This window comes from Butyrivibrio sp. FCS006 (genome assembly GCF_000424525.1).
Classification (GTDB): domain Bacteria; phylum Bacillota; class Clostridia; order Lachnospirales; family Lachnospiraceae; genus Butyrivibrio.
Map to the genome: position 1 here is coordinate 377,749 of NZ_KE384205.1, position 14,087 is coordinate 391,835.

Genomic DNA, 14,087 nt, shown 5'->3' on the forward strand with positions numbered 1-14,087 from the left:
AGTTTTTGCTCAGCCCTTAACTGCTCCTGCCATCATTCCTTTGACCAGCTTATCCTGGAAAACGATAAACAAAATGATCATGGGAAGGACTGAGAGTGTCAGAACTGCCATGTTGATAGGTATGTTAAGTGAGTGCTCACCCTTGAACTGTCCAAGTGCCAGAGGGAGAGTCTTATTTTCCGGCGATAGGAGAAATGTGTTAGCAAATGCAAACTCATTCCACATTGAAACGCCGTTATAAATTGCCAGTGTTGATAATCCCGATTTGGACAGTGGTAATATCATTTTAAAGAAATTCTGGAAGCGATTGCAACCATCAATTTCTGCAGATTCCTCGATCTCCTTTGGGATTGTTTTCATAAATGCTGTCAGGATAAAGACAGACATCGGAAGTGCAAATGCAACGTAAGGCCCGATCAGTGACCAGAGTTTGTCATAGAGGCCCACAGCTGTTGTGAGCTTGAAGATAGGTATCAAAGTCACATGCATAGGCACCGACATCATGGCCACAATTGTTGCATATATAAAGACATTTAGCTTAAACTTCATTCTTGCAAGAGGATATGCTGCAAATGCAGATATCACAAGCATAAGCACCAGTGAAATCGCAACCACTATAACGCTTCGCAGGAAATATCCAAAGAATCCATGGGTAACAACCTCAACATAGTTCTGGAAATACCAGGGGTCCGGAAGATGAAAAACACCCTGCTGAAGCATGTCAAACTGCTTACGGAAAGAGTTCATTATCATGAAGAAGAAAGGCGTAAGCGTAAGGACGAGCCAAACAACCGCAAAAATGATCGCTATGGTCCATGCAATTCTTGATTTTATTTTGGATGCACGATAATCATCCTGAATTGTCTTTTCCCTCATATCAATAATCCTCCGTAACCTTGAATACCCTATTAAAGAGAAGTGCTATGGCCGTGATCAGTATGAACATTCCTGCAGCAACCGTTGAGCCGTAGCCCATATTGAACTGCTGGAAGGAAAGCTTATACATGTAAGTCGCCATGAGCTCTGTAGTGCCTGCCGGTCCGCCCTGGGTCATGTTCCAGATCATATCAAAGTACTTAAGTGACCCGATAAGTGACATTGTGCAGGCAGTCTTGAAGATAGGGCCAAGAAGAGGAATCGCGATGTGACGGATGTACTGTCCCCTTGTTGCTCCGTCGATGATCGCAGCTTCATAGATAGTCGTATCGATGTTTCCGTAGCCGGCAATAAAGTAAACCATATAAAAGGGTGTGAACTGCCACGCCATAACCCCTATTACGGTGTAAAGAGCATTTGGTGCAGTACCGAGAAGGTCGACGGTAGTTCTTTTACCCTGAATGATGGTTGCGAGGGAGGAAACAAGTCCGCCGTTGGTCGCAAGCGCATATACAAAGAGGAATGCGATGGCAACCGAGCTCATAAGATACGGCAAAAACCATATGATCTTAAAGATATTGAATTTCCTGCCTCCGGCATCAAGAAATGTAGCCAGAAGCATGCCAATGGGAATCTGCAACAGGATTGAGAAAACCATTACGATGAGATTATGGGTAAAAGACTTCCAGAACATCTCATCGTGTATGAGAGAATTCCAGTTATCAAGACCAATATATATCCTGTCCGCTGAAATACCGTTCCACTTAAATCCGCTGATCAAGAAAGTATCAATGACGGGATATACGATGAAAACCGCTATAAGTATCAGCGCAGGTAAAAGAAATACCGTCGCTGCCTGGGCTGTACTCTTGGCTTTAGCCTTTGCGAGCCCTATATTACTACTCCCCTTCCCCATATATATCCTCCTGATTTATGTCAAAATTATCTTTTCATGGGAAACTGCCCACAGGAAAGTATCTCCCCCGTGGGCAGCGTTTAAAATATTTAAGGATGTGTGTTATTCCGCCAAAGCTTTCTGCATTGCTGCATCCTGTTCCTGTCCGATCTCCTCAGGAGTCTTCTCAAGTCCAAAGAGTTCTGTCATGCAGTTCTTGTGAACTTCTGTTACAGATGCAGGAAGATACTGGTCGTACCAAAGCTGAACGTTTGATGCTTTGAAGAACTCATCGATGATGTACTTGTTGTTAGGATCTTCGATGTTCTCGTTGAAGCCCTTGATTGAAGGAACTGTTCCTGCTGCAACCTGTGCTGCGTTGTAGGTATCATCATTGAAGTACTGAGTTGCAAGTACGTAGCAGGCATCAAGCATATCCTGATCAACAGATCCGTCTTCTTTGAAGCAGTTAAATGTAAGTCCCATACCGATGGCTGTTCCGATCTCAACGTTCTGAGGAACGCCTGCTGCCTTAGCTTCTGTATCTTCCGGGAAACGGAAAACGCCGATATTCTCGTTGTACCACTCTTCGTTATCAGCTTTGATTCCGCCAACCTGCCATGAGCCGTGAAGCATCATTGCTGCAGATCCGTCATAGAGGAGTGCTCTGTCCTGGTTATCATCTGCTGAAAGGGAGTTAACGCCGTCAGGGAAGTATCCCTTCTTAACCCAATCCTGGATCTTTGTGCCGGCATAGATGAATGCAGGGCTTGTGAATGAACCGCCGTTTTCCTGTGTGTAGGCTGCATCGAACTCAGCATTTCCTGAGTGACGTGCTACGAGGTACATGTAGTACATAGATCCTGTCCACTTTGATGCGTTTGCAAGTGAGAAAGGAATGATTCCGTTTTCTTTAAGCTTTTCGCAAACTGCCTCGAGCTCATCGATGGTTGTAGGAACTTCGATACCGAGCTGGGCAAATATTGTCTTGTTGTAGAAAATGTCACAGCCTGTAAGTCCGCTGAAAGGAATCGCAAGCATCTTGCCATCGTAAGTTGACTGTGCAACTGCAGCATCTACGAACTCAGGATGATCGTACTTTGCATACATATCTGTGATGTCATTTGCAAAGCCTGACTTGTAGTACTCAGCCATAGGACCGCCGCCCCAGTGGCAGTAGATGTTAGGACACTGTCCTGAACTCATTGCTACAACCAGCTGCTGCTTGTAGTTGTCGTTCTGCTGATGAACCTGGTTGATTGTGATGTTAGGATAGTCAGCCATGAATCTTGCAACTGCGCCTTCTGAGATAGACTTGTTGGGATCCTCAGTGGATATGTCCCAAAGAGTGATTGTCATAGGCTCTGTTGTAAGCTCAGGAAGATTCTTGCCATCCGTCTGTTTTCCTGCTGATGCTGCCGGTGCATCTGCTGTTGTAGCATCTGCCTTTGCTGTGTCTGTCTGTGCAGTCTGTGCTGCGCCTGTGTCAGAAGCGCCTCCTGCCGGAGCTGTAGGCTGGCTTCCACAGCCTGCCAGTGTTGTTACTGACAATACCGATGCAAATAAAACTGCCATTATTTTATTTCTCATACTATACCCTCCTATTTTTTCTTAGCAGATAATTTCTGCCCCCGATGACTTAACTTTAAAGGAGTTCACGAAATAATGCTCACAAATAATTGCTATGCACCATGCAAAAATTGCTATCTGAAATGTGCAACATGCTCATAATTTTTTATTTATTTCGCAATTTGTATGCTATAATACCCATTAAAAAGGCAACTATTTAGGCTTTTTATTTATATTCTGTTTAGAATTATGGCAATTTTTAGCCTATGAGAATCGTGATAGGAGGATATCTGTATGAAGAGTCAGCTCGACTTAAGTTTCAGTGCCAAAGAAAAGGTCAATCATAAGGTTGGCACCAATCTTCGTATGTTCATAAACCGTCTTCATTCCGACTTTCCTCCGCACTGGCACACGGACATCGAGATCATCATTCCCAAGGAAGCTCCCTACAGGGTTGTCTGCGGAAATCAGACCTATGACGTCGAGATAGATGATATCCTCATGATCTGCCCTGCGGTTCTCCACGAGATCTTTTCCCCGACTCCGGGTGCAAGGGTCTATATTCAGGCCGACTTTTCAGGGATCATTACGCTAAAAGAAATTGAGAAAGCATTCAGACTTATGTCTCCTGCTCTTCATATAAAGAAAAAGACCTGTCCTACGGATGTGTATGACAGGCTCTGTAAATATATTGATGAAATTATGAAGTTATATTTCGGTTCTGCTCTGCAAAAGCAGCTGGATCAGATTGATGATGACGACACATCAATTGCCTTTACCAGGCTTGAACCCTACGACGAGATTGAGATTTACTCAATACTGATGCAGTTCATTTCCTACTGTGGCAAGAACCTTTCTCTTTTCCAGGGATCGGCTTTATCTGCAGAGTCAGGCACTTTTAAAAACAGCATTCCTCTTAGCAACGTATGCGCTTATATCTCGGAGCATTTCACCGAAGACCTTACCCTTGAGAGCATCGCAGCCTACGCAGGCTTCAGCAAATACCATTTCGAGAGGATTTTCAGCGACTATACCGGAGCAACATTTTATCAGTATCTTCAGCAGATGCGCATAAACTATGCCCAGACGCTTTTATCAAACCCGGAGCTGTCCATCACTGACATCTCCTACCAGGCGGGCTTTGCCAGCAGTACGGCATTTACCAGAGCCTTCAAAAAAAGCACCGGCTATCCGCCATCACAGTTCAGGATGCTGAACGAAGAACACCACCCATTAAGCGCCAACGCTCATTTCGCCGGCGTAGTGTGAGTCACCGGGGACGTTTCACTTTGACTCATTTTGAGTCAGTGGGGACGGAGTCAAGGGATCATTTTTTGAACCCTGGGGACGGAGTCAGGGGATCATTTTTTGAACCCTGGGGACGGAGTCAGGGGATCATAAAAACAGCCGGCCCCATATCATGGAACCGGCTTGTCTTTTTACATTGCTACGCCATTGACGTAAAGAGTATATCCATTTGTATTTACGCTAGAAATGTCGCCATCAAAAGATGTGATGTAGGTATCTGCTGTAAGTGTCCATGTGCTGTTCTTGTCGATTGATACAGCTACTGTTCCAACTTCTGTTGATACAGTGTCACCCTTGGCATTGGTAATGTTTCCACCGATGGAGCCTGTGAAAGTTGAACCATTAGTGAGGTTGAGTGTAAGCTCTGAATCACTTCCTACAAGGATTGTGCCTTCGAGATCCTGAGAATCTGCGTTGAGAGTTGCCTTGTTTGTGTCACCCGTCCAACCATCTGCGCAAACTGACAGTAGGATGTTATCTGCATCTTTGTTGGTGATCTTAACACCACTCAAATTGATAACTGCCGATGTATTTGTAACGTGGAAGACATGGCCGTTCTTGCTGGTAAGACTTCCGCCGTTCATGGTAAATGTCGAAGTTCCGCTGTCGGCATCACCTGACATTGACTGGTAGATCATGATTGTGTCGTAGAATGTGGCATTACCGTTTGTGTCGGTGTTGTTAGCAGTCATGTCGCAGTCATTAAGTGTAATTGAGTTGATACCCTCAATGCATACGCCTTCTGAAAGGTTTGATGTAAGCGTCGCATTAGATACTGTGATGTCTGCAGTTGAGTAGATTGCAGGTGATCCAAGTCCGTTAGTTGTATAAGATCCGCCATCAACGGTAACTGTTCCGCCGCCTCTGTCTGTTCTGATGGCAGCTGATGATCTTCCGCTGGTCTCAACGGTAAGGTTGTAAGCTTCTGTGATTCCACCGCCGGTTGTCATGATACCACCTGATCCGTCGCCGGTTGTTGTGATCTTTGTATCTGAGATAATAACCTTTGTTCCATCACCTGTAGCTCCGTTCTGGCCGCCGTTTCCACCATAGGAAAAGACACCGTTGGCGCCGTCAGCATCTGATGTCACACTTCCACCTGTGATGGTTGTTGTGGATCCGTCTTTTACAAGCACTGCTGCATTAAGTCCGTAGAAGTTGCAGTTATCTCCGCCGTCAGAGTCGCCGGTCTTGGTGACTGTCGGATTGGTGATTGTCACATCATCTGATGTACTGATGAGAAGTGCACTCTCATCTGCTGTGGTGCTTGCGTAAGTCTTATCTTTTTGTGTATCTGCTGAAGTTATCTCCTCAGCTCCCGTGTAATCTATATCTGCACTGCTGCTTCCGCCGCCAAATCCGCCTCCGGGAGGATTGCCCGGAGCCTGGCCATCAGGGGCTTGTCCATCGGGAGCTTGTCCGTCTGGTGCCTGGCCATCAGGTGCTTGTCCGTCGGGTGCTTGTCCGTCAGGTGCTTCTCCTGTCGGAGCTGCTGTGTCTTCTGAAACTGTAGTTGTTGTGCCGGCTGCGCTTGCTCCTGCCTCGCCACAAGCAGTAACTGCTGCACACATAACAGTAACCATTCCTATTGATAGAATTCTTTTGATGTCTCTTTTCTTCATGTCGAAATCTCCTTGTTTATTCATCCATGTCATTAACATGTTATTTCTTAAGCTAAAAGAGATTATGGCACCCGAACCTAAAAGAAACTTAAAAAATAATATTGGTTCCTGTTTATTTCAAAAAATATTATAATTATAGTTGGTGGCAGACCACCAAAAGGGGGAAGGGGAAATATATGGCAAATAAGGAAAAAGAACTAAGACAACTATCAAAGCTACAGGCGGAGGCGGCAAGAAAAAAGCCACTCCACTACATCGGATTTGCGATGGTGGTTCTCACGATAATCTATATCGTTGATGAGATCACCTCCAACATGAATGCTGCAATGCAGCCCTATGTGTTATTCGATCTTTTTAACATCACTTCAAGAAACGTCAATTCACCGGAGTACACAAGTGCGTTTAACGTTGTGGCTCCTATTCAGGTCTTTTCAAATCTGCTTCTGATCATCACACCGTTCTATAAAGCACTGTCTGACAAGTACGGCCGAAAGCTCTTTCTCATGCTGAACACGATCGGCATGGGGCTTGGAATGTGTATCGTCATGACCGCACAGAACGTGGTCTGGTACATTCTGGGAATGCTCTTCATGATGTTCTTTACGCCAAACGATATGCAGGTGCTTTATATCATGGAAACTGCGCCAAAAGAAAAGCGTGCAACCTACAGCTTTATCGCAAAAGGAATTGCACTTGTGAGCGTGTCACTGATTGGAGTGTTCTCGCGGATGTTCCTTAAGGAAACCGTTCCTTCAAGCTGGCGCATGGTCTACCTCATACCGGTGATATCCGCGCTGGTTATTGGCTTCCTTTCATATTTCTTTATGCGTGAGACTCCCGTATTTGTGGAGCAGCGAATCGGTTATCTCTCACTGACTGATGAAGAGCGTGAGCAAAAGAAAAAAGATGACAAGGCAAACGGTACATCGGAAGAAGGCGGTGTTTTCAAAGCAATCCGATTTATCTTTACCAACAGACAGCTGAGGTGGATCCTGATTGCAGGCTTTATCTTTTTTGCAACCACTTTCTACACTTCATATTATGCAACTGTTTTGGAAGGCGCCATGTCCACAGATATGGTGGCTACAGCGCTGGTGATCTATCCGTTCTTTAACGGACTTGTGACGATCCTGAGCGGATTCTTTTCCGATAAACTCGGACGTAAAAAGGTGTGTCTGATTCTCGGCGGACTTACCATTGTCGGGCTTTTAGCCTTCGTGCTCTCCTGCAGACTCGGCTTTGGTCCCATCGCTGCCGGAATTGCTTACGGCTGCTCAATCGGAGGTCTCTGGTCAATGTCCGACACACTTATCCTGACAATGCCCGCAGAGTCAACTCCATCAGGCATGCGCTCCTCAGTTATGGGTACCATCTCAGTCCTCATCGGAGCCGGAATGTTCCTGGGCCAGGCACTGTTCATTGTGTGCCAGAACTTCCTGCCTATGGATGTTCTTTTCATGATCATCTGCCTGCCGTTCATGGTGCTTAGCCTTGTTATTCTGCTTGTTAAGGTAAAAGAGACTAAGGATGCCGATCTGGATAATATTACCGCCGACACATATAAATGAGTCACTGGGTGAGTCACTGGGGACGTTTCACTTTGACTCACTAAAAAATAGTCCCTAACCCCCGTCCCTAGGGACCAAAAATGGACCATGGGGACGGAGGTATGGGACCATTAATAGGTCAGACCAAAACCTCTTTCATACAAATACTTTGTACCATACTTAAGGGTGCCATCTTCCGATTCCTCCACTACAGGAACATTGACAGGAAGGTGGCCCTTTGGCGTATTGGCACCATAGATTGTCTCGATGGCAGCAACTATGTTGGCATTTCTGGCACTCATCCCGTTTTCGCTTTCCTTATCTCTTGTCGGGTCAACATTGAGCCCGGCACCCATATAAGCAAGGACAATTGCATCGGCATCCTGATAAACCGCCGCGTCATAGGGCAGATTCTCACTGACCAGAATAAACTTTCCTCCGGCTTTATGAGTGTCAGACATAGCTTCATGCAATGCAATAAACTGAGAGTCACTCTTATCAAGTGCGCTGCTTCCGGAGGCATAAGAAAATGCGATGACATAATCTGCAGCACGAACTTTTTTCTTCATGCTCTCGGTGTAATGCATGATCGCACCCACGGAAGAATCGTAGTAGTAATCTACTTCAGCACTCTTTGCCAGTTCGCCAAACGCGAATTTTATCGCAGTGGCATCGCCTGCCTGACGCCCTAATATCACAACCTTCTTTGTATCATCTTTAATCGGAAGAACATCCCCATCATTCTTAACTACAGTAACAGCCTGCCTTGCAAGCTCTATTTCTTTTTCATGGTGTTCTTTGGATCCGACTATCTCCTTGCACTTTGCGACTCTCTCATCAATTGACGCAGCTTCTTTAGGCACTCCATCCGGGTCGTATATTCCGTATTTGGCCTTGAGCCTTAAGATGCGTTTAACGCTCTCATCAATTCTCTTTTCACTAATATCACCCGAGGCCACTTTGTCAGCTATCCCTGCAATATAATCATCGTAATAATCTGCTGCTGCCAAGCTGTTGAGATCAAGCGGAAGCAAAAGCATGTCCACACCGGCATTTATAACCTCCGCCGCAATTCCAACACCATATTCCTCCGAATTCTCTTTTCCCGGAACAAGTCCTGCTGTAGATATTGCGCCCATCTCCAAGGCATCCGTCACAACGACGCCGTCATAGCCGAGGTCCGTGCGGAGGATGTCGGTGATCATCTTCTTAGACATCGTAGCGGGGAAAAAGCCCTTGGTCTGCCCGTCACCAAAGGTCTTCTCCTCATCGATTAGAGGATAGGTTATGTGGGCTGTCATTATCATGTCCGCGCCGTCATCTATGACTTTTTTGAAGGGCACAAGTTCGTTTTCCTTAAGCTCTTCATAGGTCTTTTCCACCGACGGAGTCCCTATGTGGCTGTCCACTTCGGTATCGCCGTGTCCGGGGAAATGCTTGTAGGTGGCGATTATATTGCTACCGGATAGTCCCTTCGAATATACTGCGCCCAGGCTCGCCACGATTTCAGGATCATCAGAAAAAGACCTTGTTCCTATAACTGGGTTCGCCGGATTATTGTTCACGTCAATCACCGGCGCAAAGTCAGTATTAAAGCCAATTGCAGCAAGTTCTTCGCCAAGAATGCTACCGGTTATTTCTGCGTTCGCAGTCGCATCTGTTGTGGCTCCGATTGCCATGTTTCCGGTCATTCTTGTTCCGGTGTTAAGGCGGATGACAATTCCGCCCTCTTCGTCAACGGGCATCAGGTATGGGATGTGGGCTGATGCGTCCTCTATCTGCATGTTGTTTTCCTGAAGGTCATAAACAAGTCTTGTTGCCTGCTCAGCTCCTGTGATATTTCCGCCAAAGAGGATGATTCCGCCGTACTGATGGTTTCTGAGGGCGCTTGCAAGTTCCGGTGCAGCGCTAAGGTCAGTGACGTCTGCATCATTCCAGGTTCGGATTGCGGGGATTATCAGCTGAGATATCTTTTCATCCATGGACATGGCTGAGATGACTGCGTCGAGGTTTTGGTTGGTTTCATCATCTATTGCTTTATCTTCTGGATTGTCTGTTATATCTCCTGATGAATCAGTTGTTTTTGGGTCGGTTGTTTCAGTTGCATTTTCAGATGAATTTCCAACTATGTTTTCTGATGTATTGTCTATAATCTGAGTTGTTTCTTCATCCGGCTTTTTATCAATTGCATCACTGTCTCTGCAGCCACTCATCAAAACAATACTGCACAGAATTACTGCCGCCAGAATAAATGGAATAAGCTTTTTCTTGCTAAGCTTCATATATCTATCTCCAGTCTTTACCACAAATTGTATTACTATTATTGAGTCACCGGGGACGTTTCACTTTGACTCATAATTAATTCTATCACACTTCATTACCATCTATTACACAGGGGCAAGCAGATAGTGCATCACAACAGGCCAATGAACAGGGTCTTGGTTGGAAACGTAATTTCGGCCACCCCACAATATTTCTCTATATAAAAAATAGTTGGAAATTGTAAAAAGTGATTTTCATTCTCAATGAGTAAATGCATCACATGATATCCGTAGGCCGGTAGTTGTGATGTATGAAAAGCCCTAGGCATCAAGTTTTCTCGCCCCCAGCCCCTAAATAATCTTTGCAATTTCCAACTATTTTTTCATATAGAAACTCTTGTGATGCTTTTCAAAAATCAATTCAAACCAACTGATCAATATAACCATTCTTGTGATGTATTCCGACGTTCATCTACCCAAAATGGTCCCTAACCCCCGTCCACAGGGACCAAAAATGAGCCACTGACTCCGTCCCCGGGGCTCAAAATCAGGGGCACAAAAAACGCGCCCCGCCATAAGCGGAGCGCGCCAATAAGCACAATAATCAACAATAATTACATAAGCATTCTGAACATCTCGATAACCTGCTCTTTTGTAGCCTCTCTGGGATTTCCGGGATAGCATGCATCTGCAAGAGCATCTGTTGCAAGCTGGTCAAGATCTTCTTCCTTGATCTTCTCGTTCTTCTCAGGAATTCCAACATCCTTGGAGAGCTGCTTAACAGCGTTGATAGCTGCATCGCGATACTCTTCCTGGCTCATCTCGTCAACACCCTTAACGCCGAGAACTCTTGCGATCTCTCTGTACTTCTCACCTGTGTAGTCGCGGTTGAATTCCATTGAGATTGGAAGGAACATAGCGCATGCAACACCGTGAGGTGTGTCATAGTATGCTGAAAGAGTGTGTGCCATAGCGTGGTCAATTCCAAGACCTACGTTTGAGAAGCCCATTCCTGCGATGTACTGAGCCATAGCCATTCCTTTTCTTCCCTCAGGCTTGTTTTCAACTGCATCACGAAGGTTAGCACCGATGAGCTTGATTGCCTCTAAGTGGAACATATCTGTAAGCTCCCAGGCACCTCTTGTTGTGTATCCCTCGATAGCGTGTGTGAGTGCATCCATACCTGTTGAAGCTGTAAGGCCCTTAGGCATTGAGCTCATCATATCAGGATCAACGATGGCAACTTCAGGAATATCGTTGGTGTCAACACAAACGAATTTACGCTTCTTCTCAACGTCTGTGATAACGTAGTTGATTGTAACCTCAGCTGCTGTTCCGGCTGTTGTGGGAACTGCGATTGTAGGAACCGCATGGTTCTTGGTAGGAGCAACGCCCTCAAGACTTCTTACATCCTCAAACTCAGGGTTTGTGATGATAACACCGATAGCCTTGGCTGTATCCATTGAGGATCCGCCGCCGATGGTGATGATTGAATCTGCACCGCACTCCTTGAATGCCTTAACACCACTCTGAACATTCTCAATTGTGGGATTGGGCTTGATGTTTGAGTAAACAGTGTAAGGAATCTTAGCCTCGTCCAAAAGATCTGTAACCTTAGCTGTTACCCCAAACTTGATAAGGTCAGGATCTGAAGCAACGAATACATGCTTGAATCCTTTCTGCTGAGCAATGCCAACTATCTCCTTGATTGCCCCCGCTCCGTGGTAAGACACGGTGTTTAAAACGATACGATCTGCCATTTTATAACCCTCCTTCTTGTGAATTGATATATTTTTGAGTCAAACTGAAACGTCCCCGGTGACTCATTTTGAGTCAAACTGAAACGTCCCCAGTGACTCATTTTTTCTCAAAAAGAAACTTCTCCGGAAGTGTAACCTTAAAGTCCTTAGCAAGGTGTCTGAAATCATCAGGTGTGATGGTCTGTCTCTTTGCTCCTGTCATGGAGAGAGTCTTAACCAGAATCTCTGCTGACTTCTCAACTGTGTGCATAAGGCCGAAGGTAAGATCAAAGTCTTCTCCTGCAGCGAACATTCCGTGATGAGCCCAGATTGCAACGTCATATTTCTCCATGAGTTTGCTGGTCTCAACTGCGATCTCTCTTCCGCCGGGAACCATCCACGGCACAACGCCGATTCCGTCGGGGAATACTACAGGGCACTCGGTTGCCATCTCCCAGAGCTCTCTTGTGAAAGCCTCGTCTGTAAGAGGAAGCACAAATGTAAGAGCAATGGTGTTTGTTGTGTGAGCGTGATAAATAACTCTGTACTTACCGCCTGTCACGCGCTTTTTAACCTCATGATTCATAAGGTGTGAAGGAAGCTCGGAGGTAGGTCTTGCGCCGCCCTCAAGGCCCCACATGATACGGTAGTTCTCGCCTTTGTCATCGATCTCGATGATGCCGAAGCTCTCAGCAGGCTTGATGATAACGTTCCTGAAGAACTTTCCGGAACCTGTCACCATGAAGAACTCACCTGCAAGGTCAGGGACCGTTGTTCCGATCTCTTTCCACTCACCGGCAGAAAACTCCTCTTTTACCATATCAACCTCTTCAGGCTTCATTCTGTAGGAGAGGTTGCCACCGTTTCTCTCGTGCCATCCCTGCTCCCATCCGTCGTTTGCCATGCGAATAAAGCCTTGTGTAAACTCTGCGTCTAAAACTCTCATATTACCAGTCATCTCCTATTATTTATAAATTCAAAGTTCAAACTCTCTTAGAGAGAACTTCCTTTTCGTACCTTTCAACTTCCTCAAACCACTTGCCATCTTCCGGAGCGCCGCATCTTCTGCAGTACTCGTTCCAAACATCGCCAAATGGCATGGTCTTAAGCTCTTCCTGTGTGATCATAAGCTTGGTGAATTCTGAATTATCCTGTAACTTCTTCAGCTCCTCATGAGGCATCAGCAGGGCATTTAAAAGAGCTTTCTGAGTATTTCTGAAGCCTGTTGCCCAAGCGCCGATTCTGTTGATGGATGCATCGAAGTAATCAAGTGCCATGAATACTCTTCCGTCGAGGCCGCCACAACGTACTATTTCCTTTGCAATCTCTTTTGTCTCATCATCAAAGAGTACAACGTGGTCTGAATCCCAGCGCACAGGTCTTGTGATGTGAAGTGCGATGTTGGGATAGAATGACAGGAGTGCAGGAATCTTGTCGCTTACAACCTCTGTTGGGTGGTAGTGACCGTTATCCATAAGAGGAATGCACTTGTCTGAATGTGTCGCTGCAAAAGACAATGTGAACTCTGCGCTACCTACTGTATAGGACTCTACGCCGATTCCAAAAACCTTGGACTCAACACAGGGCTTAACCTTGTTAAAATCAAAGGGCTCTGAGAGGATCTGCTCGATGGAATCCTTGTAACGGTCTCTTGGCCCCTTACGGTCTGCAGGAATATCCTTGAAGCCGTCGCCTGTCCAGATGTTCATTACACAGGTTTCGCCAAGCTCCTCAGCGAGGTAATTGGAAATCCTGATGCATGCCTTGCCGTGCTCGATCCAGAACTTTCTCGTCTCTTCATCGGGTGAAGAAAGAGTGAGCGGATCGCATTTAGGGTGTGAGAAGAATGTAGGATTAAAATCACATCCAAGGTTTCTAGCCTTGCAGAAATCCACCCACTTCTTGAAGTGCTTGGGCTCAAGCTTATCTCTGTCTACCCATCCGCCGTTCTCATCATCAAAGATTGCATAGCTTGCGTGAAGATTCATCTTGGCACGTCCGGGAATAAGCTTTAAAACCTCGTCGATATCAGCCATGAGCTCCTCGGGAGTTCTTGCTCTTCCGGGATAATTTCCTGTTGTCTGGATTCCGCCTGTAAGGGGCTTGCTTGGGTCTGTGTCAAAACCTCTTACGTCGTCTCCCTGCCAGCAGTGAAGCGCGATCTCAGCCTCCTTAAGCTTCTCGATTGCTTTTTCTGTGTCAACGCCGATTGCAGCGTATCTCTCTTTTGCCTGTTCGTAACTCATTTCGTATTTCCTCCGTTTATATAG

General features: G+C 45.9%; 10 protein-coding genes. 2 read left to right on the plus strand and 8 right to left on the minus strand.

The window, feature by feature from the left end; genetic code table 11:
- Window positions 1-9 precede the first annotated feature (9 nt).
- The 3 genes from G633_RS0116180 to G633_RS18845 all read right to left on the minus strand — a co-directional run bounded on the left by G633_RS0116180 (window position 10) and on the right by G633_RS18845 (window position 3,361).
- Window positions 10-876, minus strand: coding sequence for a carbohydrate ABC transporter permease (locus tag G633_RS0116180; RefSeq protein ID WP_022768612.1), 867 nt, complete (start codon window positions 874-876; stop codon window positions 10-12).
- 1 nt (window position 877) lies between these two features.
- Window positions 878-1,792 carry a carbohydrate ABC transporter permease gene (locus tag G633_RS0116185; protein WP_022768613.1) on the minus strand — a complete coding sequence of 305 codons (915 nt, stop codon included), beginning with the start codon at window positions 1,790-1,792 and terminating at the stop codon, window positions 878-880.
- A gap of 102 nt (window positions 1,793-1,894) precedes the next feature.
- Window positions 1,895-3,361, minus strand: coding sequence for an extracellular solute-binding protein (locus tag G633_RS18845; protein ID WP_022768614.1), 1,467 nt, complete (start codon window positions 3,359-3,361; stop codon window positions 1,895-1,897).
- Window positions 3,362-3,634: 273 nt separating this feature from the next.
- On the opposite strand from G633_RS18845, the gene G633_RS19595 reads away from it, so the two are divergent.
- Complete coding sequence (locus G633_RS19595; protein ID WP_022768615.1) at window positions 3,635-4,609, plus strand: AraC family transcriptional regulator; 975 nt, start codon at window positions 3,635-3,637, stop codon at window positions 4,607-4,609.
- Between the two features lie 170 nt (window positions 4,610-4,779).
- Here G633_RS19595 and G633_RS0116200 read toward each other — a convergent pair whose 3' ends face one another.
- Window positions 4,780-6,270 carry a hypothetical protein gene (locus tag G633_RS0116200; protein ID WP_026520554.1) on the minus strand — a complete coding sequence of 497 codons (1,491 nt, stop codon included), beginning with the start codon at window positions 6,268-6,270 and terminating at the stop codon, window positions 4,780-4,782.
- A 176-nt stretch (window positions 6,271-6,446) separates the two neighbouring features.
- On the opposite strand from G633_RS0116200, the gene G633_RS0116205 reads away from it, so the two are divergent.
- Window positions 6,447-7,838 carry an MFS transporter gene (locus tag G633_RS0116205; RefSeq protein WP_026520555.1) on the plus strand — a complete coding sequence of 464 codons (1,392 nt, stop codon included), beginning with the start codon at window positions 6,447-6,449 and terminating at the stop codon, window positions 7,836-7,838.
- Between the two features lie 110 nt (window positions 7,839-7,948).
- On the opposite strand, the gene G633_RS18855 is transcribed toward G633_RS0116205, so the two are convergent.
- The 4 genes from G633_RS18855 to G633_RS0116225 all read right to left on the minus strand — a co-directional run bounded on the left by G633_RS18855 (window position 7,949) and on the right by G633_RS0116225 (window position 14,063).
- Entirely contained in the window at window positions 7,949-10,099 is a 2,151-nt protein-coding gene (locus G633_RS18855) for a glycoside hydrolase family 3 protein (RefSeq protein WP_051200323.1), read from the minus strand.
- A 593-nt stretch (window positions 10,100-10,692) separates the two neighbouring features.
- Window positions 10,693-11,838, minus strand: coding sequence for a lactaldehyde reductase (gene fucO / locus G633_RS0116215; protein WP_022768620.1), 1,146 nt, complete (start codon window positions 11,836-11,838; stop codon window positions 10,693-10,695).
- 97 nt (window positions 11,839-11,935) lie between these two features.
- Window positions 11,936-12,763, minus strand: coding sequence for a rhamnulose-1-phosphate aldolase (gene rhaD, locus G633_RS0116220; protein WP_022768621.1), 828 nt, complete (start codon window positions 12,761-12,763; stop codon window positions 11,936-11,938).
- Window positions 12,764-12,800: 37 nt separating this feature from the next.
- On the minus strand, window positions 12,801-14,063 hold the full coding sequence (locus G633_RS0116225) for an L-rhamnose isomerase (RefSeq protein WP_026520556.1): 1,263 nt from the start codon (window positions 14,061-14,063) through the stop codon (window positions 12,801-12,803).
- Between the last annotated feature and the right edge of the window lie 24 nt (window positions 14,064-14,087).

Coding starts and splice junctions, on each gene's coding strand:
- fucO (WP_022768620.1), bottom strand. CDS start 11,838: ATGGCAGATCGTATCGTTTTAAACACCGTGTCTTACCACGGAGCGGGG.
- G633_RS19595 (WP_022768615.1), top strand. CDS start 3,635: ATGAAGAGTCAGCTCGACTTAAGTTTCAGTGCCAAAGAAAAGGTCAAT.
- G633_RS0116185 (WP_022768613.1), bottom strand. CDS start 1,792: ATGGGGAAGGGGAGTAGTAATATAGGGCTCGCAAAGGCTAAAGCCAAG.
- G633_RS0116225 (WP_026520556.1), bottom strand. CDS start 14,063: ATGAGTTACGAACAGGCAAAAGAGAGATACGCTGCAATCGGCGTTGAC.
- rhaD (WP_022768621.1), bottom strand. CDS start 12,763: ATGAGAGTTTTAGACGCAGAGTTTACACAAGGCTTTATTCGCATGGCA.
- G633_RS18845 (WP_022768614.1), bottom strand. CDS start 3,361: ATGAGAAATAAAATAATGGCAGTTTTATTTGCATCGGTATTGTCAGTA.
- G633_RS0116205 (WP_026520555.1), top strand. CDS start 6,447: ATGGCAAATAAGGAAAAAGAACTAAGACAACTATCAAAGCTACAGGCG.
- G633_RS18855 (WP_051200323.1), bottom strand. CDS start 10,099: ATGAAGCTTAGCAAGAAAAAGCTTATTCCATTTATTCTGGCGGCAGTA.
- G633_RS0116200 (WP_026520554.1), bottom strand. CDS start 6,270: ATGAAGAAAAGAGACATCAAAAGAATTCTATCAATAGGAATGGTTACT.
- G633_RS0116180 (WP_022768612.1), bottom strand. CDS start 876: ATGAGGGAAAAGACAATTCAGGATGATTATCGTGCATCCAAAATAAAA.